This window comes from Celeribacter sp. PS-C1, from assembly GCF_019429625.1.
Lineage (GTDB): Bacteria > Pseudomonadota > Alphaproteobacteria > Rhodobacterales > Rhodobacteraceae > Celeribacter.
On sequence record NZ_JAHXRW010000004.1, the window covers coordinates 179205 to 200509 of the forward strand.

Below are 21305 nucleotides of genomic sequence, written 5' to 3' on the forward strand. Positions count from 1 at the left end.
GCCACTCCTAAAGTGGCGCGGCTATTTCCATAATCCATAAACTCAATCCAAATCTGAGACTTGCGAACAAAATCTCATCCGATTTCTAATCCAGAAACAGCGCGCCGGGATTGAGGATGCCGCGCGGGTCCAGTTGGGTTTTCAGCGCCCGCATCATGGCCAGCTCCTCTGGACTGCGGCTACACCCGATCCAAGGCGCCTTGATCCGGCCAATACCGTGTTCCGCGGTAACCGCGCCATTCCAGTCGCGTAAGAACGCGTAAATTTCCGCCTCGATCCGATGTTCCGCCGCCGTACTGCCGTCATGCGCGACCAGCAAATGCACATTGCCGTCGCCGATGTGACCAACCTTGATCACGCCGCCCGCCTCCTTCAGCGTTGCAAGTCGCGCGTCAGCCGCCTCACAAAACGCCCCCAACGCGGAGGGCGAGACACCGATGTCGAAGTTGATGTGATGCCCGAAGGCGTCATCCACCTCGCCCACCGCCTCGCGCAGGGCCCAAAGCGACTGTGCTTCGGCCACAGATTTTGCCAGAACCCCGTCCACGGCGATCTCGCGGTCGAACAAATCTGCGAACAGCTCTTCGAATTCCTCTTCGGCCCTGCCCGTTTCTGAATCGACCTCGATCAGAACGTAAAAGCCGTATTTGTCCGCGAGCGGCGACACCGCAAGCGCAGCGGTGTCACAGACAAAATCCCAATAGTCGGGCCACATGCCTTCGAAGGCGACGATGCGCGATCCGAACCGCTCCCGCGTGACATTGAGGCAGCGCAAAGCCGCCGCATGATCCGGCAGCGCCAAGAGAGCCGTCGCCGTGCCCGGCACATGCCGGTGTAGTTTGAGCACCGCGCGCGTCACAAATCCAAGCACCCCTTCGGAGCCGATGAACATATGTTTCAGATCAAAGCCCGAGTTGTCCTTCACGGTTTTGCCAAGACGTGAAATGATGGTGCCGTCGGCCAGAACCGCCTCAAGCCCCAACACATTGTCACGCGTCATGCCGCGCTGGAGCACGCGGATCCCGCCCGCGTTGGTGGCAATCGTGCCGCCGATGGTCGCGGAGCCCCGCGCGCCGATATCGACGCAATATTCGAGACCGACCGCACGCGCGGCTTCCTGCACCGTCTCAAGCGGCGTTCCCGCCCAAGTCGTCAGGGTCATCGCCTCTTCGTCGACCTCAATGATCCCGCTGAGGCGCTCGGTCGAGATGACAACCACATTCGGCGGACAGCTCGCGCCACCGGACAGCCCGGTGCGCCCGCCCTGCGGCACCACCCCAAGACCATGCCGATTGCAGATGGCCATCAGCGACCCCACCTCTTCGGTCGTGCCCGGACGCAGCACGGCCATAGGGGCCGTGCCGGCCAGACCGGATTGATCTGTGGCATAGCGCGCACAATCCTCCGCCCGCGTCAAAATCCCCTTGGGACCAAGGACTTCACTCAAAGCGACAATTGCATCCTGATGCGCAGAGTTCTGTTGAATGCCGGTGCTGTCCATCTATGATACGCTCCTTGACGCTGACGTGTTCGTTCTCTGGAGACCCCTATGCCCCCCAGCAAAATTCTTGGGCGACTGCCCGGTTTGCGGCATTTTATCGAAGTGGCCCAGCTTGGGTCCTTTCGCGCCGCGGCGGACAGGCTGCATGTTGCGCCCTCCGCGGTCAGCAAGCAAATCAAGAACCTCGAGATCGCTCTCGACATCGAGCTGTTTCGACGCGACCGTGGCCGCGGCGGACTTGAGCTGACCGAAGCGGGTGAAATTCTTTTGTTCCGCTGCGCCTCGGTGATCAACGAGTTGACCATCGCACAGGACGAAATCGACCAGTTGCAAGGCTTGCAGCGCGGACATCTCAGGCTCGGCGTCAACGAAGTGCTGGCTTCCGATCTTTTGCCCGGTCTGCTGCGGGATATGAGTTACAACCATCCCGGCCTTAAATTCTCCATCTATGTGGAGAACACACGCGAGATTGTCGACCGGATGCAGGACGGCGACATCGACATCGCCCTGGGCTACAACTTCCCGCCCTCGGCAGAGATCGAGACGCTCGCCACCCTGAAACGCCGCACCTATGTGGTCACCTCGCTCAATCACCCGATCGCGCGGCTGCGCTCTGTGCGACTGTCGGATATCGACGGCGAGCGGATCATTTTCCCCGACCACTCCGTTCCGATGCGGCAATTGCTCGAGGACGCCCTGGTGCAGAGCGGTGTGAGCCTGCATGAAGTCATGAGCACCAACAGCTTCACCCTCTTGCGGCAAATGGTCGAGAGCGGCATGGGCATCGGCATCGTCTTCGGCCGTTTCCTGCAAATCCGCCGCGAACAGATCGCCTTTGTCGAGCTGACCGACCTGCCGTTCGACAGCCCGCCGGTCGCCTGTTGCCGCATGGCCGGGCGCACGCCGACGGCCTCTTCGGTCGCCTTCGCCGCCGCGATCAAAACGCTGTTCAACAATTACGGCGGCTGAGCCCGTCATCTCTTGGCCAGCGGGGAACGATTGTAGTTCTTGTAGATGAGATAGCGGGAGGTCTCGCGTCCGAGTGCGCCGAACCATTGCGGCACATGCGGACCCATCCAGATCGCGTCCCCTGCGCCCACCGGATACCATTGATCATCCAGACGATAGACGCCGCCGCCATCGAGCATCAAAAGCCCGTGCTCCATGAAATGCGTCTCGACATAGGCGAGCGAGGACCCTGGGTGAAAGTTCATGACATTGAATTCGCCGTCAAAACCCGCATCCGTCGGGAGCAGTTTTTGCACCATCAGCCAGTCGTCACCACGCAGCGGCGTGCCCTCGACCTCTGCCACCGAACCGAGGACGGGTGCAGGCACCTCCCCGCGTGCGAGGAACACCCATTCGAAGAAGACGAAAGAGGCCCCCGCCGAGGCGCTCAATGTCGCGCCATCCTGCGGTGGCAGAAAGGCATAGCCCTCTGCCCCAAGCGTGCCCTTCCCGGACAGAACCACTTCGCCCTCCAGCACAAAGAGAAAGCGTGCGTTCCCGGCGGGCGCAGGCGCGATGTCACTTAGACCTTCCGCCGTCCGCACCAATCCCATCGCGAATTTCGCGCCCATGTCCGGGCTGATAAGAAAGGCGATCTCAGCGCCCGGCCACTCCGGCTGAGTGATCCATTCATGGCTCTCGGGAGTCAAAAGCGCGTGGTTGCGGCGGATGTCGGAACGGGTGTATCCAAAGCTGGGTTTCATTGGGTCTCTCCGGTCGGGCGCTGGCCCGCATAGGTCAGGATCAGGCCGCGCAACAACGCCATGCGGCGCGCCAACGGCGAAATGAGGATGTGTTCTTGCGGCGAATGCCAATTGTTGCCGATCGCGCCGAGGCCGTCGAGGGTCGGAACCCCGGCTGCACAGGTGAAATTGCCGTCGCTGCCGCCCCCGGAACGGGTTTCGATCATCGGCGCGCCAAGCTCGGCGTTGATCTCAGTCGCGCGGGCGAACATGGCGAGTGTCTCGGGCGTGCGGGCCAGACAGGGCTTTTCGATTTCGCCCGAGAGACGGATACTCACATCCGGATCATCGGAGCGCAGGCTTCCAAGCTGGCGTTCGATCTCATGGCCGAGGCTATCGTCGGCGAAGCGGACATCGAGATCGCAGGCGGCATGCCCTGCAACCACATTGGGCTCGGTGCCGCCACGAACACGGCCCACATTGACCGTGGTCTCGGTTTCGAGATCCGTCATGGCCTCAATCTGACCGATGGTGCGGGCCAGTTGCAGGATCGCGGAGCGGCCATCGGCAAAGGCAGACCCCGCGTGGCTTTCGACACCATGGAAATCGAGGGTGTATTTCGCGCGCCCCTTGCGGAAGGTGATCGCCTCATCGCCGCGCGCGGGTTCAGGAATGAGCGCCGCGCCACATTTGCGCGCCTCCGCCTGAATAAGCGCATACGAGGTGGGCGAACCGATTTCCTCGTCGGAATTGTAGATCAAGGTGACGGGACCGGGCAGAGCCACACCGCTCTCCACGATGTCGCGCATCGCACTGAGCGCGAGATAGCCGCCGCCTTTCATATCCGCGATGCCGGGTCCGTATTGACGGTCGCCATCGCGCCGGATCTCAACCGTGCCGGGGGCGCAGACCGTGTCGATGTGGCTCGTCACCAGAACACCGGGGCCATCACCGCCTTTGAACCGCGCAATCAGATGATCGCCCATGTCGTCGCGTCCAGAAATACGCTCGATCTCAGCGCCCAAAGGCGTGAGCTGTGCTTCGATCAGATCGACGAGGCGGGAAATGCCCGCAACATCGCCCGTGGGGGTGTCGATCCGAACCCACTCCATGAGGCCCGCAAGAATGTCTTCGCTTTGCATCGTCATGATCAGCTCAGGCTGTCTTCGTAATCGACCCAGATCGAGGGCGCGAGTTTGAGTGTTTCGCTGGAGGGATAGTTTGCCTGCCAATGCGCCGCCAGCGTGCTTCCGGTTTCGGCCCAGACGCCCGGGTGGCTCACGGCCTCTGTGAGGAACTCGGAAAGCGCGGAGAAGCGATGCCCCCACCCTGCGCGCGCCGGAGAGACGCACATGTTGAAGTAGCGCCCCCGGCGGTATTGCGCCTGAAACTCCCGCCGCCAGTTGCGTTTGAGCGGTTCGAGGCGTTCAAGCCCGACACCTGCGCGCGGGAACATCAAAAAGAACGTGTCGTCGAAGTGGTAGTAATACGGCAGCGTCAAAAACGCCTCGGATTTCTCGACATCCGTGACCCACCAATAGGGCGCGTCATCAGCCAGACCGTTGCCGAAGTACGTGTAGCCCTGAGCTTTCAAAAGCGAGATCGTCTCATCGGTGACGGCACCGGTGGCAAAGCGATCATCCGGACGGGACAGGGAGAACCAGCCTTTCGGCGCATCGCCGCACACGCGGGTGAGAATGTCGGTGGCCTGCGCGATATGCGCCGCCTCTTGACCTGCCTCAAGCGTGTTGGGATCTTCGCCAAACAGCCCCTGCGCCGCGATTTCGTGACCGCCGTCCAGAATGCGTTTCATCGCGTCGGGATAGGCCTCCGCGATCACGGCGGGCACGGCGAAAGTGGCTTTGACGCCCGTGCGCGCAAAAAGGTCGAGAAAGGCCGTCAGACCCTCGGTCATGCCGAAGTGCCAGGTCGGATAGGCGATATCTTTCTCAGTGATCCCCTTGGCGGTTGCAGCCGGGTTCAGGTTGAGCGTGAGGCCGAACCCCATCTGCTGCCCTGCGGGCCACTGGATGGCCTCGTCGAAGATGCCGATCTCGTCGCTGGTGGTGTAATTGTCTTTCCACGGCATGGGCTTACTCCTGAGAAAGGGATTGCGAAGGACAGGGATGCGCGGCGATGATGTGCTGCGCCAGCGCGTCACAGGTCGGGAACCAGACGCCCGGCAGGGTCTTCATCCGCTGAATGAGACGTTCCAGCATATCAACCCGCATGGCGTGGCCGGACACGAAGGGATGCAGCAGGAAATTGACGTAACCGCCGACTTTGTACTGCTGCTCGAAGGCCGCCCACCAGATGTCGAAGACCTCATCGACATCCATAATCCGCTGCGCCTCATTGGGCGTATCAAGCCAGCCAAAGCTGAAATACATCGCGTCATCGAGGGCATAGTGGAACGGCAGTTGCAGGATCGGGTTTTCGCCCTTCGCGTCATATTCATAGAATGGGCGATAGGTGGCGGAGGTGAAGGAATTGTAGACCACGCCCTTTTCACGGAGGAGTTTCGGCGTATGGCTCGACCGCGTGCCGGTGACAGGCGTGCCGGAGATCGCTTCGAGCGCGGCAATGGCGCGGGTCAGATGCGCGTCTTCAATCGCCGGATCGCTCGGCACGTCGTGCTCCCACATGTGGTCGGCCAGCTCGTGACCTTTGGCGACAACGTGTTTGAGTACTTCGGGGTAAAGTTCCGCGATCCGACCCGGGGTGAACAGCGTCACCCCCACATCGTTGCGGTCGAACATCTCCATGATCCGCCAGATACCGACACGGCCGCCGAATTCGCCCTTGGCCTTTTGGCCCCAAGTCTCGTTGAGGAGACGGCGCAGCAGCATCGCGTCGAAATCGAGGGTGAAGTTGACCGCGAGTTTCACACCCTCGGGATACTGGATGTCGGGAATATCCAGTCGCCTCTGCGCCTGAAACCCTGCGGCGGCGACCAAACTGTCGTAGCGGGACGGGTCGGTTTGGCTGGTCTGGCTCATGGTTTAATGCTCCGTGAAGACTTTGAATTAGAGACGGTCGCCGCTGGGCGGAAGGCCACGGCGGCCTGAGCGGCCTGGAGACCGGAAATGACGGGATTGATCACCGGAACGCCGACTTCATCGGCCAGCCGTTCGGGAAGCCCCTTGGCAAAGGACATCGCCAGACAGCCTAGGACGAGCACATCAGCGCCCTCCGCAACAGCGCGCTTACCTTGGGCCACAACATCGGCGATGTGGCGGTCGGGATCGGCGACGAGTTGCGCCACCGATCCGCTGACCAGAATTTCAGAGACGAACATGGCCTCAACCCCGATCCCCCTGATGCGGCGGCGCAGACCCGGTGGTGTCGGGTCAGAGGAGAGCACAGAAAAACGCTCGCCCAAGGGGATTGCGGCAAGAATGCCCGCCTCTCCGGGGCCGATCACAGGCACGCCGGAGACTTCCGACAGGGCCTCGGCCGCGGGATCGCTGAAGCACCCAAGAACCACCGCATCATAGCCCTCTGTTTGCCAATCCGCAGCCGCCTCTCGCAACGCAGGGAAAACCAGTGCGATGTCGGCTGCGGATTGGACAGCGGCAGGACCAGTCTCAGGGGACGCGATCTCGATCCTGCAGGCAGGGGCCCAGGCCCGGAGCATCTCCAGTCGGCGCTGCACCTCTTGTGGCCCTGCGGTTTGATGCAGCGGGCTCACCAGTTGATAGAGCAGACGGGGGGCGTCCGGCATGTGTCCCATGGCGGTGTCTTTCTTTGAGTGATGGGCGTCGGATCAGAACGCGCGTTGCAATCCGACGAGTTTTTGAACGAGGCCCACGCCTGCAATCGACAGAATGATCGAGATCGTCGCCGCCGCGGCTGCAGTGGGTTTGAACTCGTAGGTCAGGAAGTCGAACAGTGCGAGTGGCAGGGTGTTGCCCCCCAGCGGTTTGAGCAGAAGCGAGATCGTGTAGAGATCGAAACTGTTGATAAAGGCAAAGATCGCCCCCATCGCCAACCCCGGCATGACCAGCGGAAGGATCACCAGCCGGAAGGTCTGCCAGCCCGTAGCGCCCAGAGAGGCGGAGGCCTCTTCCAGCGAAGACGGCACCTGCCGCAGCGCAGCCGAGATCGAAACATAGGCGTAGGGAAAGGACATCAGGATGTGGCCGAATTGCAGCCCGGCGACGGTTTTGCCCAGTTCGATCTTGTAGAGAAAGAACAGCAAACCGACGGCGGTGAGCAGTTCGGGCACCAGCAGCGGCAAGGTCATGCCCAGCTGGAACACGCCCGACAGTTTACCCGAAAGCGCCTGCCCCGCCAAAGCGGCCATCATCGCGATCGCGCTCGTCACGACGGCCGTGATGGCCCCGATCCGAAGCGACATCAGAAGACCATCGACAAGATCCTGACGCGCGAAGAATTCCTGATACCAGCGCAGGGACAGGCCTTGCGGCGGGAATTCGATCATCAGCCCATTGGTCAGGGAGGCGCCCACGATGGTGACAACCGGCACCAGAAGAAAGACGTAGAGCGCGATGATCAGGACGGCAAAGCCAAGGTTCACGTGGCGTTGCCCGCCAAAGGTTTTCGCAGCCATGCTCATGCGCGCGCCCTCTCGTTAAGTTTCCAGGTGAGGCGCGTGAAGAGCACCACGATCAGCACCGTTGAGACCGACAGGACAATCGCCAGCGCCGAGCCAAAGGGCCATTGGAAGGTTCCGGTCAACTCGCCGATGATCAAAGTCGGCATGTAGCTGACCATTTGTCCGCCCAGAAGCGCCGGGGTCACATAGGCCGCGACGGCGAGAACGTAGACGAGGATCACGCCGGGCTGGATGCCCGGAAAGCTCAGAGGCAGGATGATGTCGCGAAACACCTGATAGCGGCTCGCCCCCATCGAGGCAGAGGCTTCGGTCAGGCTCTGTGGGATGTTGCGCAGCGCATTGTTGATCGGCAGCACCATGAAGGGCACAAAAACGTGCACAAGGGCGAGGATCACGAGCGACTGGGTAAAGAGCAGACGCAACGGGCGTTCGATGATCCCCAGCGCCATAAGGCTCTCGTTGAGCGGGCCATTGAGGGCGGCGACGATCATCCAACCGAAGTTGCGCACCAAGACACCGGTCATCAGCGGTGAGGCGATACAGGCGTAGAGGAAAACGGCTTTAAACCCTTTGGCCCGCGACAGGTGCCAGGCAATCGGATAGCTCACGATCAGGCACAGCAGCGTTACGATCCCGGCAGTCGACAGCGAGCGCCACAGCACGCCCCAGTAGTACCCGTCGCCCAAGATACGGGTGTAGTGCATAAACGTATAGTCATCGCCGAAAGGCTCTGAGCTGCCGGGCGTGCGAAAGCTCATCTCGACCATATTCGTGATCGGCAAGATCATGAAGATAAAGATGAGAGCCAGCGCTGGCAGAGCCAGCGCCCAGGTCAATTTCTTCGAGCGCATCATGGCGCGACCTCCGGCATCAGCCAGACATGCGACAGATCAATGGCAACGCCGACCCGATCCCCCACCGAAACCGCATGGTTCGGCGGCGCGGTCAGTTTCAGCCGACCGCCTTCGGGCAGCGCGATCTCACAGTGAAGCGACGCGCCCAAGAAAGCGCATTTGATCACCTCACCCTCAAAAGTCGCCGCCTCTCCGGTGGTCACAAGGCTCAGGCTCTCGGGGCGCAAAAGCAATTCCGCGGCGGCGCTGTCCGGCAAGCCGGGGACGCCATCCACCTCGATATCCGCGCCCGCGACATGCACCGCGTAGCGCCCTTCACCAATCGGCTTGACGCTATTGGCGGTCAAGAAATTCGCTTCGCCGGTGAAATCCGCGACATAGCGTTCGGTCGGCTTTTGATAAATCTCACGCGGGGTGGCGAATTGCGCCACACGTCCCGCTTTCATCACCGCAACCATATCCGACATGGCCATGGCCTCGGATTGGTCGTGCGTAACGTAAAAGGCCGTGATGCCGGATTGCTGCTGCAAATCCCGAATGAGCCAACGCACTTCGTCGCGCAGACGGGCATCAAGGTTGGCCAAAGGCTCGTCGAGCAACAACAGGCGCGGTTTGAGCACGAGCGCGCGGGCCAAGGCGACACGTTGCTGTTGCCCTCCGGAAATCTCGCGCGGCAGCCGATCTTCGAGGCCGGTAAGCCGCACCAGTTTCATCACATCGAAGACACGGGTCTCGATCTCGCTCTTCGAACATTTTTGCAGGCGGAGCCCGTAGCCGATGTTCTCGGCTACGGTCATGTGCGGAAACAAGGCGTAGTTCTGAAAGACCACGCCGAATTTGCGACGGTTGGAAGGCACATTGAGGATGCTCTCGCCATCCACCAGAATGTCACCCCCATTCGGCTCGTGAAATCCGGCAAGACACCGAAGCGTCGTGCTTTTGCCACAGCCGGAGGGGCCGAGCAGCGTCACGAGCTGCCCGGATTCGGCGGTGAGAGAGACACCATCAAGCGCAAGAAAATCATTGTAGGACTTGCGCAGGTTTTTGACTTCAACCGTCGTCATTTCTTAGATCGTCCGTTCCCAGAGGTCGTTCAGAGCCGGCATGATGGACAGGGTCTCATCCCAATCGAACCGGATCGCTTGTGACACCACCTCAGGCTGAAGCGGCCATTTTTGCAACTCTTCAGGCAGCTCGACGGTTTTGTTCGTCGGCGCGATGAGCCAGTTCTCTGCCATCCAAAGCTGAATTTCGGGGCTGAGCACGAAGTTCACGTAGTCCAGACCAAGCTGTTTGTCGGGGCTGTTTTTGAACACGGAGAAGGAGTGGTCGAACACCATCATGCCCTCTTCCGGCACAACGTAGTCGATCGGCACGCCCTGTTCCTGCATCGCCTTGATTTCCCCGAGGTCGATCGGAGCAACTGCGATCTGGCCCTGCGTCAGAAGCGGCGTCAGCTGTGCGGAGTAACCGATCTGCGGGAACGGGCCGAGCTCTTTGAATTTCGCGACAGCGGTTTCGATATCGTCGCGACCGGAACCAAAGTGCTCACCGGCCCAGAGCGCCATCATGGTCGCTGCGGAGTTGGTGATTTTGTAGAGCCCCAGAAGGCCGCGGAAGCGTTCGTCCCAGAGATCGGCCCAGCCTTTGGGCGGCTCGGAAATCATATCGGTGCGATAGGCTAGAACCAGCGGTGCCAGCATGCCGGTCACGGCGGTGTTGCCTTTGAGAACCGCAGGATCAATCACGTTGGCCATGTTCGGCACGAGTTCCGGGGTCAGCTCCTCGAAATAATCGTCGTTGCGGATCATCGCGGTGTATTTTTCGTTGAGCATCACGGCCGGGAACGGCGGATTCTCGGGACCGGCTGCGCGGAAGTTCGAAATCCAAGCCATGCCGAGACCGATGTCGAGATCGAAATCCTTGCCGATCTGCTCAGCGAATTTCGGCATCACATATTGGCGCCAGTCGTTTTCCCAGCGACCGCCAAACATGTTCACGATGAAGGTGTCGGACTGCGCAAAGGCCGGAAGGCCGATGGCGCCAAGGGCGGCGGCCCCGGCGGAGGTTTTGAGGAAATTGCGTCGCGTTAGACTCATAGGAGGTCTCCTGTTGGGTTTCTTTGTTGTCGGCCGACAGCAGCACGGGGAAGAAACCGCTGCCGACCGTATATCCCCGCATTTTTGAGAGCGGGATTCTGGGGTGAGCTACATCTCGATGTTGTCGGGGTCGAGGTGCAGATCGATCAAAACGGGACCGGTGCGGTTAACAATTGCGGCACAAGCCTCGTCGAGACTGTCCGCGTCGGTAACACCCACCGCGGCAAACCCGAGCGTCGCGCAGGTCGCCGCAAAGTCTATGGGGGCGATCATCGAGAGCTGGGGGTCCATATTGCGATTGGTGAACTGAACATGCTCGGCGCCATAGCTGCCGTCGTTGCACAGGATGATGATCACATCCGCCTTTTCACGCACGAGGGTGACGAGTTCGCTCAGCCCGGAGAGGGAAAACCCGCCATCGCCCGCGACGAAAACTGTCGGACGATCCGTGACCGCGGTCGCGGCACCAATGGTTTCGCCAAGACCGCAGCCAATAGCGCCGAAATGCGAGGTGTAGACCAAATCTGCGGGGCGCGTCACCGGCAGGTTGCGCCACGCGGAGGTGACGAAACGCCCGAGATCGGTGACGAGCACGCGCTCCTTGGGTAGCGCTTGATGTAGGCGGCGCAAGGCCGGAACCATATCGACACAGCCGGGGGCCACGTCAGAGGCATCTGGGATGCGCGCGAATGTTTCGGCCTCTTGCGCCAGAGGCTCGAAAAGATCATCCGTTGCGCCGGACCCGGGGATTTCCGCGAGGTCCAGAAGCTCCGTAAACGCGCGCGCCGTTCCGGCAATATCGCCGATCAATCGCAGGGTCGGCGTGTCGAGGCGCGGGTTTTCTTCTGCGTCAGGCAGGATTTGGACGACACGCTTGCCGTTGGTATAGGCGCGTTCTTCGGTGGTGTGCTTGCTGAGGCTGGCCCCGAAGGCGAGGATACAGTCAGATTTCATAATCACATCGGTCGCCGTCGGATGGCTCAGCCCGCCGCAAATGCCGATGTTGAATGTCTCGCCCTCGAACAGGCCCTGCGCTTTGAGCGTGGTCGCCAAGGGCGCCTCGATCCGCTTGGCCAGCGCGACAAGGGCGTCGCGCGCCTCTGGCGAACATGCGCCCCGACCGGCAAGGATCAAAGGACGGCGGGCGGAGGCCAGCATGCCAGCGGCTTCTTCGAGAAGCTCCCCCGACGCAGGTGCCGCCACATAGGCCGGCAGCGGTGGGGTAGAGGCGCGGGCCGGAAGGTCTTCCCACATCAAATCGACGCGCATGTTGAACACGACAGGACAGCGGCGATGCGCCGCGATGCGGAAGGCCCGATCAAGATCGTCGAGAGCTGTCGCAGGGCTGCGCATGTCGACAAACACGGCGCCTGCGCTTGCCACAACTTCTCTTTGATTGATCTTTTGCAGGTGTTGCAGATCGCCGGGCGCCGTGTCGCCGCAAAGCACAACAAGCGGGATGCCACCGCGCGCCGCCTCGGCAAGCGCGGTCACCACATTGGTCAGCGCCGGGCCGTGCGTGATCGTCGCAACACCGGTTTGCCCCGTGGTCTGAGCATAGCCGATGGCCGCCAAAACGACATTTGCTTCATGGGTGCAGGCGATATAGCGACCGATATTGGCATCGATATAGGCCTTGACCATAAAGAGGTTCGCGTCTCCGACGAGACCGTAAAGATGCGTGGCACCATGGGTCTTCAGCGCCTTGGCCAATCCCTCGTGCAATTTGATGTCTGTGGCCGTATCTCTCATGTCTCGTCGCTGGTCTATTCGATGGGTCTATTTGATTTCTGAATCGACTATACGTCCGAACACATATGGTAAAAAGTTCATTTTACTCCCGCCAATAGTTCCAAAATGGAACTTTATGAAAGCAACGCCACAAAGACGATTGTCCGGCGCTTTGCCGCTGCCCCACCGACAAACGACCTAAGTCCCTTGTGCCAAAGGGCTCTGCGCCTCCGGCCTCTTCATTGTCGCCGACCACCTCCTCCCGCGCATGTCCGCCAGGCGGACACATCAGTCTTCCGCATATCCTTTCGCCCAGCGCGCTCCCTATTTTCGGTTCAAAAGCGTTTGGGAGGAACGCAATGAAAACGCACCAGACCTGCTTGATTGCGGGCATGAGATCATCCCGAACCGTGACTGCGAAAGGATGGCATCCATGCCGCAACTGACGTTCAAGACACTCATATCGCATGGTTTCCTGGCGGGTGCCGGGGCCTGTTTCCTGTTTGGCACGGGCGTAACCGTGGGCGATGTCGCCCTGCGCGCCATCGTCAATAAAAACATCCCCGGCGCGATTGAAATGACCTCGCTCTCCATCGGCCTTGGCGCGCTCTTGTCGATGCCGGTGTGCTACGCCAAGCGCACCCATGTCACCGCGAAACTTTTGTCCGAACTATCCCCCAATCGCTTCACCTACCCGCTGGGACTGGTTGGCGCGCTGGCCTCCGCCGTTTTCGCGGCGATTCTGGTCTGGATCGTCGCCGAAAATGCGATTGAGAAACTCGGATCGCCGGAAACCACCGCGGATCTCGGCCTGCCGATTCCGGTGTTGATCACGATTGTCGCATTGGCCTTGGCGGCCAGTCTGGTCGCAGCACTGGCCGGGCTGCGCTTTGCGCTGCGCAATGAGAGGGATTGGGGATGAGCGGACTTCTTTTGGGCGGCCTCGGCTTTGCTGCGGCCATCGTCATGATCTTTCTCGAAGTGCCGGTGGCGGTTGCCTTGGGCCTTGTCGGCATCCTTGGGTCCGCGCTGATCATCGGCTTTGACGGCTCTATGGCCATCGGGGCCACAACCACCTGGGACAGCCTGACGAACTACACTTTGACCATGCTGCCGCTCTTTGTGCTCATGGGCAATATCGCGGCGCGTTCGGGTCTGTCCTCGCGGCTCTATCAATCTATGTCGGTACTGATCGGTCATCGCCGTGGCGGGCTGGCTTTGGCCACCATCGGCGCCTCTGCGGGCTTTGGCATGATTTCCGGGTCTTCTCTGGCGACCACCGCCACCATGGGCCGGATCGCCATGCCGGAGATGCAAGAGGCGGGCTATTCACGCTCGCTCTCCGCAGGGTCAGTCGCCGCCGGTGGCACGCTGGGCATCCTGATCCCGCCTTCGACGGTTTTGGTGATCTACGCCTTCATCGCGGAGCAATCCATTCGCGATCTGCTTTTGGCCACCGCTGGTCCGATCTTCCTCGCCGTGCTGCTCTATTGCATGGCGATCTGGGTGCCGATCTGGTTCGGCTGGTCCACCGCGCCGCAACGCGACCGCGCGACCGCGCAGGAACGCAACGCAGCGCTCAAGGAGCTTTTGCCTCCCGTCGGAATTTTCGGCCTGATCATGGGCGGGCTCTATACTGGCGTCTTCACCGCCAATGAGACCGCCGCCATCGGGGCCTTTGTCGTGCTGCTCTACGGCTTCCTGTCGCGGCGCCTGTCGCTTTCAGGGATGATGTCGGCGCTGATGGACACGGCGATGACCTGTGGCGCGCTCTATCTCGTGCTGATCGGCGCAAACCTGTTCAACTTCTTTCTGGCGCTTTCCGGCCTTCCGTTCTCATTGACCGGCATGTTCTCCGGCATCCTCGATCAACCCATGTTGGTGATCCTTCTGATGCTGGTGATCTATCTGGCTCTTGGCACGCTGATGGACAGTCTCGCCATGCTTTTGCTGACCGTGCCGCTCTTTGTGCCCATCGCACAGGCCGCCGGGATCGACCTTGTCTGGTTCGGTATCTTCGCGGTGATGGTCGTGGAAATGGGGCTGATCACGCCGCCCGTGGGCATGAACCTCTTTGTCCTCAAGACCGTGCAGGCCGACGTAAAACTCACCGAGCTTTGGAAGGGCGCGACGCCTTTCGTGATCGCCGATTTCATCCGCGTCGCCATCATCATCGCGCTTCCGGCCATCGTGATCTGGCTGCCCTACAACGCCTTTTAAGAACATAAGGGAGGAAACCATGTTCAACCGACTGCTGAAATCCACCGCTGTGGCCTTGGCTATGACGACGGCGCTGACCGCCGCCTCCGAGGCCCGCGAGCTGCGCGTCTCGTCTTTCGAACCGGCGCAGGGGTTCTACTCCGCGAAAATCCTGCAACCCTGGATCGACGAGCTGAACGCGAATCTCTCAGACAAGACCAGTCTGAAGCTCTATCCCGGCTCCATCCTCGGCGCGCCGCCCGCGCAGGCCGAATTGGTCAAGGCCGGTGTCGCCGACATCGCGCTGGTGGTGCCGAACTACACGCCGGGCCTTTTCCCTCTGACGGGTGTGGTCGAACTGCCGGGTCTGGTCGACACAAGCACAACCGGCGCCGATATTCTCAACACGCTGGCCGAGGATGGCGCGCTTGATGCGGAATATGAAGACTACAAGGTGATCGCGCTCTTCACCACGCCCGCCTACCGGTTTTTCATGACCGACAAAGCCGCAGAGACGCCCGCCGATCTCGACGGGTTGAAACTGCGCTCGCCGTCGAAATTCGGCTCGGAACTCTTCGACATGGTGGGTGCCTCCGGTGTCGGCATCCCTGCCCCGCAAGTTTACGAGAACCTTGAGCGTGGTGTCGTCTCCGGCGCCGTCTGGGTGATGGACGCCTACCGCACCTTCCGCCTCAACGAGGTCGCGCCGAACATCTCGACCACGGGCTTCATGTCCTCGCCCATGTCCATCCTTATGAACAAACGCACCTATGACGGACTGTCTGACGCGGACAAGGCGGTGATCGACGAGATGTCAGGGCGTGCCACCGCCGAATGGATCGCCTCCATCGTCGATGAGACCGATGCGGAAATCGAAGCGGCGTTTCGCGCTGAGGGCGAGGTGACCTTTATCGACCCGGATGAGGCCGGCATGGACACTTGGGCCGAGGCCTTTGCAACCGCGCCTCAGCTTTGGGTCTCCGATCAACCCGACCCGGCGGCGGCGCAGGCGGCCTTGGACCGGGCGCATGAGGTGGCGGGACAGTAACCCTCCCCCCTTTCACCACTGGCCTTGTCCGCTCTTCGGACGGACAGGGATCCCGCCTCGGGGTCAGTGCGCTGGCCGTTTAAACTGAGGCATTCCGAATTCAACCAATGGAGACAACCATGGCGATCATTGCTCTGGGCTATCTCGGTGTGCGCTCCGACAAGCTCGACGACTGGTCCGATTTTGCCGGCAAGCTTTTGGGCATGCAGAAAATCGACCGCGGCGGCAAGGCCGTTGCCTTCCGCATGGACGACAAGGTGCAGCGGCTTCTGGTGTCCGATGAACCCGGCGAAACGCTGGCGTTTCTGGGCTTTGAAGTAGCCGCGAAAGACGATCTGCAACTCTACGCCGGGCGTTTGGACGCAGCAGGCGTCAAGGTCACGCTGGGGTCCAAAGAGCTGTGCGACCGGCGCTTTGTCGAGGGGCTGATCTGGTTCGAAGACCCGGGCGGCAACCGCGTCGAGCTTTTCTACAACCCGATGATCGCCTCTGATCCCTTCGTGCCGGGCCGTCCGATTGATGGGTTCAACACCGGCCCTCTGGGCATGGGTCACGCGGTTTTGCACGTCAAAGACATCGACGTGATGATGCCGTTTTACCGCGACCTCTTGGACTTTCACGTATCCGATTACGGTCTCGAACCCTACGGCCTCTATTTCTTCCACCTGAACGACCGGCACCACAGCTTTGCCATGGTCGGCTCCGGTCAGCTCGGGTTCCATCACTTCATGGTCGAGTTTCAGAACCTCGACGATCTGGGCCAGGGCTATGACCTCGCCCAGATGGACGAGGGCCGCGTCGCCTATACGCTCGGGCGGCACACCAACGATTACATGACGTCCTATTACGCCCATTCGCCGTCGGGCTTTTTTGTCGAAAACGGCTGGGGCGGGCGGTTGATCGACCCGGAAACATGGGAGCCGCATCAGACCCATGACGGGCCGAGCTTCTGGGGCCACGAGCGGCTTTATCTCGAAGAAGACCAAGGGCGCAAACGTTTGCGCGACATGCGCTTGGATGCCGCCGAACGCGGTCGCCGCAGCCCGCCGGTCGCGGAGTGTCCGTGGCTTTACGGCGAGCTTGCCAAAAAGAATGCAGCAGGGAGAACATAAATGGAGCATTTTGACGTCGTCATCGTGGGCTACGGTCCTGCGGGCGCCACGCTGGCGCATCTCTTGGGGGCCTGCGGGGTGAAAACCCTCGTGCTGGAACGCGAGAGCGCACATTACCACCTGCCGCGCGCGGTGCATTTCGACGCCGAAGTCATGCGCGCCTTTCAATGGATCGGCATCGCGGACGAGATGGCGCCCAAAACCCATCGTCACCCCGGCATGCAATTCGTCGACCGGGACGGCAAGATGCTCCTCGATTGGCCGCGTCCGCAAGGCGAAGGACCGCAGGCCTGGAACGCCAACTACCGCTTCCATCAGCCCGATCTTGAAGAGCTTTTGCGCAACCATATGGCGGAGCGCTCCGACGTGACCGTGCGGTCGCGCTGTGAAGTGTTCAACATCGACGATCAGGGCGACAAGGTCGCGCTACGCTACGAGGATATGACCAAGGGCAAGGTGCATCACGTCACCGCCAACTACGTCGTCGGCTGCGATGGCGCGCGCTCTCTCGTGCGCCGCTACATCGAGAGCGACATGGAGGATTACGGGTTTCACGAACGCTGGCTCGTGGTCGATGTGATCCTCAATGAGGACAAGCCGGAACTGGGCGATCATTCGATCCAATATTGCGTACCGGAACGTCCCGCGACCTATGTGCGCACGCCGGGGATGCGGCGGCGGTGGGAGATCACCGTGCTACCCGAGGAGGCCAGCCACGAGATCGCCAAGCCGGAACGCGTCTGGGAATTGCTGTCCGATTGGCTCAAACCCGAAGAGGCTGAACTGGAACGCACCGCCGTTTACACCTTCCATTCGCTCGTCGCCGCAGACTGGCGCGAGGGGCGCCTTTTGCTGGCGGGCGATGCGTGCCACCAGACCCCGCCCTTTATGGGGCAGGGCATGTGCGCGGGCACCCGCGATGTGGTGAATCTCTATTGGAAACTCGCGCTGATCTGCAAAGGTCTGGTCACGGGCGATGCGGCGGAGGCGCTGCTCGACACCTATGAAAGCGAGCGCAAACCCAATGCCGCAGAATACATCAAAACCGCCGTGCGGCTGGGCGGGCTGATCAACACGGTCGGCACCGAGGAGGCGCTGCGCGCCGCCCTGCCCTCCGCCGATGGCTCGGCACGCATGGAAAGCATCGCGCCGCCGATCGGGCCGGGGCTGGGTATCGGCGACAAGGCTGGGCGTCTGTTCGGTCAGCCGCGCATGTCGGATGGGAGCCGCATGGACGATGTCTTCCCGCATGCTTTCGTCGTCGTGGCCGAGACCGAGCTGGCCGGAGGTCTCGCGCTTCCGAAAGGCGTGGGTCTCGTGACGACTGAGAATTCCAACGCCGCCGAACACCTCGCCCGTCTCGGTGCGAAGGCCACCGTTCTGCGCCCCGACCGTCACACCTTGGGCGGGGCCGACACAAAAGCGGAGCTTGAGACGCTCATTGCCCTCATCCTTCCCAACCCGCTTGAACCCTCTTCTGAAACGCAACAACCGGAAATGGCTTAACCCATGAAACTTTGCTCTTTCACCAAAGACGGCGTGTCCTCCTACGGGCTCGTCACGGACGCTGGTATCGTCGATCTCGGCAAACGCTTTGACGCACCGACGCTTCGCGATTTTCTGACGACGGAGGATCTGGCCTCTGCCGAGAAATTCGTCTCCGCCGAGGCCGATTACGCCTTTGACGACGTCAATCACGAACCGGTCATCACCAACCCAGACAAGATCATCTGTGTCGGCCTGAACTATCACGCGCATATCAAAGAGACCGGCCGCGAAGAGACCCCGAACCCGGTGCTCTTCGCGCGTTACCAAGGCTCGCAGATCGGTCACAATGAGGCGCTGATCAAGCCGCTCGAATCCGACATGTTCGACTATGAGGGCGAGGTCGCCGTGATCATCGGCAAGGAAGGCCGCCGTATCTCGGAAGCGGACGCGATGGACTATGTCGCGGGCTATGCGCCCTATAACGACGGCTCCGTGCGCGACTGGCAGAAGCACACGCATCAGTTCATGCCGGGCAAGACCTTTGCCGGCACCGGTGCCTTCGGCCCGTGGATGACCACCGCCGACGAGATTGAGGATCACACCAAGATGCGCCTGCAAACGCGCCTCAATGGCGAGACGGTGCAGGACACCACGCTCGACATGCTCGTCTGTTCGATCCCGCGTCTGATCTCCTATTGCTCGACCATCCTGCCCTTGTTGCCCGGCGACGTGATCGTCTCCGGCACGCCGGGTGGCGTCGGCGCGCGCCGCACCCCGCCGCTATTCATGAAAGACGGCGATGTCTGCGAGGTCGAAGTGTCGGGCGTTGGCATCCTGTCGAACCCGGTGAAGGCGGAAGTCTGAGCTTCGATCTGGTGCAGAGGCGTGGTGTGTGAAATGGTTTTCCCATGACCAAAGATCACGCCACGTCGACGCCCCGAAAGGCGCTGTCCAATGGCTCCGTGCGATCCCTCGCGCGGGGTCTCTCCATTCTGCGCCACGTCAACAAAGTCGGCGAAGCGCGTCCCGGCGAGATTGCGAAGGCTCTGGGCATTCCCCGCCCCACCGTCTACCGCCTTTTGGAAACGCTTGAGGAATTGGGCTATGTCGCCTTTTCCGCCACTTCGAATTATGTCCGCGTAACACGCTTTGCCGCCGCACTTGGCGACGGTTATGCACTGACCTCTGAGATCACTCAGGCCGCAGGCCCGATCTTTGGCGAGTATGCCAAACGCGTGGTCTGGCCTCTCGATCTCAGCGTCTACAACAACGCCGCCATGGTGGTGCAGGAAACGACCCACGGCCGCTCGCCTTTGTCCATCGACCGGGGCATGACAGGGTTTCGCATGCCGGTGCTGCGGACCTCTGCGGGACGCGCCTATATGGCCTTTTGCCCCGACGAGGAACGCAACCTAATCCTCGATCACCTGCGTCGTCTGAACGTCGAGGAAGACCAACCCTATCTCGAAGAGCCGATGCTGTCGCATCTTTTGGACGACACCCGCGCCCGCGGTTTTGCCATCCGTGACAGTGGCGAGTTCCGACAGGAGACCGCCTCCATCGCTGTGCCGATCCTGTCGCGTGGCGTGGTGCTGGGCTGTATTTCCCTGATCTGGATCCGCAGCGCCATGACCACTCGGCGGGCCGCCGAAGACTACGGCGCGCCGCTTCGGGAAATCGCCGAGAAAATCGCCGCGTCGCTTCCCGACTAGAGCGGGTTGTCCTCCATCTCGCGAGCAATCCGGTCATCCAGTGGCACCTCATAGGTCATCAGGATCGTGCCCAATACGGTATAAAACCCGACCGTGGCGATGATGTCGAAGACGGCCTTTTGCCCGAAGACCTCCGCCAGCCGACGCTCCAGCGCGGGGGGAAGTTTCTGGTGGTCAATGATGGCATCCACCGCCTGCACCAAAAGCGCATCCTCGCCTTCGGGCGTGGCCAGAACCGCCTTGATCCGGTCATCCCCCATGCCAAGCGCGCGCGCACGAGACACGTGATGCGCCCATTCATAAGACGAGCCAAGCCGCACACCGGTGCGCAGGATCACGATCTCCGAATTCTGGGCCCCGAGCGTGCTGTCCTTGACGAGATGCTGGCGCAACGGCGCCCAAGCCCGCAGGAGCTCCGGGTGATGCGCCATGGTGCGATAGACGTTGAGCGCGCCCGCAAACCCCGCGCGCAACTCTGCGATCTCTTCAGGCCAGACGTCATCCGTCAGAGGCGCGATGGGCTCGGGAGTTTTATCGGGCGCGGTGCGTGTCATCTGCTCTTCCTTTTGTTGCGAGAAAGCCTTGGAAACGTCTTTAGACCAAATGTCTTTTCTCAAATGTCCGCACAATGGACGCCACCCACGCAGGAGATGCGCGCGCAGACCCATTCTGGTCTGATGGCGACACTCGCAGGAGGGCGTCATGAAATTCTATCACTCACCCGGCTCATGTTCCGAGGGAATTCTGCTTTTGCTCGCGGCCTGCGGCGCCGAATACGAGTTGATCGTCACTGATCTCAAGTCCGGCGCGCATCGCGATCCGGCCTACCTCGCGATTAATCCGAAAGGCAAAGTCCCCGCGCTCGGGCTCACTGACGGCACGGTGCTCACCGAATGGCCCGTCATCGCCTATTGGCTGGCCAAAGCCTATCCGGACGCCGGGCTGTTGCCGTCAGGTTTGGCGGAAGAGGTGAAGGTCATGGCGCTGACCGAACATATCGTCTCGGGCCTCCACATGAGGGGCTCGGTGTTTGCCATGATGCCACAGAAATTCCTGCCCGACATGACGGCACAAGCCGAATTGCGGCGCTATGGGCAAGAGATCGTGCGTGAGGGCTTCGACGTGTTGGCCGAGCAGCTTGGCGACAAGGAGCACCTCTTTGGCGCGTTCTCTATCGCCGATGCCGCCGCATATTATCTCATCTCATGGAAAGAGCGGATCGGGATCGAGCCGCCGGCGGTGCTCGAAAGCTACCACCAGCGGCTCACGTCCATTTCTCCGATCTGATCGA

Annotated in this window: 21 protein-coding genes; 9 read left to right on the forward strand and 12 right to left on the reverse strand. The window is 61.1% G+C overall.

The window, feature by feature from the left end; genetic code table 11:
* Positions 1–85 precede the first annotated feature (85 nt).
* The gene (locus J5Y17_RS07685; RefSeq protein ID WP_219784655.1) at positions 86–1501 is read right to left on the reverse strand and encodes an FAD-binding oxidoreductase; all 1416 of its coding nucleotides are present in this window, start codon (positions 1499–1501) and stop codon (positions 86–88) included.
* 48 nt (positions 1502–1549) lie between these two features.
* Between J5Y17_RS07685 and J5Y17_RS07690 the strand changes: the two genes are divergently transcribed.
* Entirely contained in the window at positions 1550–2470 is a 921-nt protein-coding gene (locus J5Y17_RS07690) for a LysR family transcriptional regulator (RefSeq protein ID WP_219784656.1), read from the forward strand.
* 5 nt (positions 2471–2475) lie between these two features.
* On the opposite strand, the gene allE is transcribed toward J5Y17_RS07690, so the two are convergent.
* From allE to J5Y17_RS07740, 10 genes are all read right to left on the reverse strand, one after another.
* Complete coding sequence (gene allE, locus J5Y17_RS07695) at positions 2476–3213, reverse strand: (S)-ureidoglycine aminohydrolase (protein WP_219784657.1); 738 nt, start codon at positions 3211–3213, stop codon at positions 2476–2478.
* The gene (locus J5Y17_RS07700; RefSeq protein WP_255571957.1) at positions 3210–4340 is read right to left on the reverse strand and encodes a M20 family metallopeptidase; all 1131 of its coding nucleotides are present in this window, start codon (positions 4338–4340) and stop codon (positions 3210–3212) included. The genes allE and J5Y17_RS07700 overlap by 4 nt, the downstream gene beginning before the upstream one ends.
* A gap of 2 nt (positions 4341–4342) precedes the next feature.
* Positions 4343–5281, reverse strand: a complete 939-nt coding sequence (locus tag J5Y17_RS07705) for a polysaccharide deacetylase family protein (protein ID WP_219784658.1) — start codon at positions 5279–5281, stop codon at positions 4343–4345.
* A 4-nt stretch (positions 5282–5285) separates the two neighbouring features.
* Positions 5286–6191 (reverse strand): polysaccharide deacetylase family protein, encoded by a 906-nt coding sequence (locus tag J5Y17_RS07710; protein ID WP_219784659.1) that lies wholly within the window; start codon positions 6189–6191, stop codon positions 5286–5288.
* On the reverse strand, positions 6188–6925 hold the full coding sequence (locus J5Y17_RS07715; RefSeq protein ID WP_255571958.1) for an aspartate/glutamate racemase family protein: 738 nt from the start codon (positions 6923–6925) through the stop codon (positions 6188–6190). Before J5Y17_RS07715 ends, J5Y17_RS07710 begins: the two co-directional genes overlap by 4 nt.
* A 33-nt stretch (positions 6926–6958) precedes the next feature.
* Positions 6959–7771 (reverse strand): ABC transporter permease, encoded by an 813-nt coding sequence (locus tag J5Y17_RS07720; RefSeq protein WP_219784660.1) that lies wholly within the window; start codon positions 7769–7771, stop codon positions 6959–6961.
* Entirely contained in the window at positions 7768–8625 is an 858-nt protein-coding gene (locus J5Y17_RS07725) for an ABC transporter permease (RefSeq protein ID WP_255571959.1), read from the reverse strand. Before J5Y17_RS07725 ends, J5Y17_RS07720 begins: the two co-directional genes overlap by 4 nt.
* On the reverse strand, positions 8622–9689 hold the full coding sequence (locus J5Y17_RS07730; protein ID WP_219784661.1) for an ABC transporter ATP-binding protein: 1068 nt from the start codon (positions 9687–9689) through the stop codon (positions 8622–8624). The genes J5Y17_RS07725 and J5Y17_RS07730 overlap by 4 nt, the downstream gene beginning before the upstream one ends.
* A gap of 3 nt (positions 9690–9692) precedes the next feature.
* Positions 9693–10724, reverse strand: a complete 1032-nt coding sequence (locus tag J5Y17_RS07735; RefSeq protein WP_219784842.1) for an ABC transporter substrate-binding protein — start codon at positions 10722–10724, stop codon at positions 9693–9695.
* Between the two features lie 108 nt (positions 10725–10832).
* Entirely contained in the window at positions 10833–12476 is a 1644-nt protein-coding gene (locus J5Y17_RS07740) for a thiamine pyrophosphate-binding protein (protein ID WP_219784662.1), read from the reverse strand.
* Between the two features lie 412 nt (positions 12477–12888).
* Here J5Y17_RS07740 and J5Y17_RS07745 point away from each other — a divergent pair, with 412 nt between their 5' ends.
* The 7 genes from J5Y17_RS07745 (at position 12889) to J5Y17_RS07775 (ending at position 20014) form a co-directional block, all read left to right on the forward strand.
* A complete protein-coding gene (locus J5Y17_RS07745; RefSeq protein WP_219784663.1) occupies positions 12889–13377 on the forward strand; it encodes a TRAP transporter small permease in 489 nt (162 codons plus the stop codon).
* Positions 13374–14675: a TRAP transporter large permease gene (locus J5Y17_RS07750; protein ID WP_219784664.1), complete on the forward strand. Its 1302-nt coding sequence runs from the start codon at positions 13374–13376 to the stop codon at positions 14673–14675. Before J5Y17_RS07745 ends, J5Y17_RS07750 begins: the two co-directional genes overlap by 4 nt.
* Before the next feature lie 19 nt (positions 14676–14694).
* Positions 14695–15702 (forward strand): TRAP transporter substrate-binding protein, encoded by a 1008-nt coding sequence (locus tag J5Y17_RS07755; RefSeq protein ID WP_219784665.1) that lies wholly within the window; start codon positions 14695–14697, stop codon positions 15700–15702.
* Positions 15703–15821: 119 nt separating this feature from the next.
* The gene (locus J5Y17_RS07760; RefSeq protein WP_219784666.1) at positions 15822–16814 is read left to right on the forward strand and encodes a VOC family protein; all 993 of its coding nucleotides are present in this window, start codon (positions 15822–15824) and stop codon (positions 16812–16814) included.
* Complete coding sequence (locus J5Y17_RS07765; RefSeq protein ID WP_219784667.1) at positions 16815–18320, forward strand: bifunctional 3-(3-hydroxy-phenyl)propionate/3-hydroxycinnamic acid hydroxylase; 1506 nt, start codon at positions 16815–16817, stop codon at positions 18318–18320.
* Positions 18321–18323: 3 nt separating this feature from the next.
* Positions 18324–19166 (forward strand): fumarylacetoacetate hydrolase family protein, encoded by an 843-nt coding sequence (locus tag J5Y17_RS07770; protein ID WP_219784668.1) that lies wholly within the window; start codon positions 18324–18326, stop codon positions 19164–19166.
* A gap of 44 nt (positions 19167–19210) precedes the next feature.
* On the forward strand, positions 19211–20014 hold the full coding sequence (locus tag J5Y17_RS07775) for a DNA-binding transcriptional regulator (RefSeq protein WP_219784669.1): 804 nt from the start codon (positions 19211–19213) through the stop codon (positions 20012–20014).
* Here J5Y17_RS07775 and J5Y17_RS07780 read toward each other — a convergent pair.
* A complete protein-coding gene (locus tag J5Y17_RS07780) occupies positions 20011–20568 on the reverse strand; it encodes a carboxymuconolactone decarboxylase family protein (RefSeq protein ID WP_219784670.1) in 558 nt (185 codons plus the stop codon). The genes J5Y17_RS07775 and J5Y17_RS07780 overlap by 4 nt on opposite strands.
* A gap of 148 nt (positions 20569–20716) precedes the next feature.
* On the opposite strand from J5Y17_RS07780, the gene J5Y17_RS07785 reads away from it, so the two are divergent.
* Complete coding sequence (locus J5Y17_RS07785; protein ID WP_219784671.1) at positions 20717–21301, forward strand: glutathione S-transferase family protein; 585 nt, start codon at positions 20717–20719, stop codon at positions 21299–21301.
* The last annotated feature ends 4 nt before the right edge of the window (positions 21302–21305 follow it).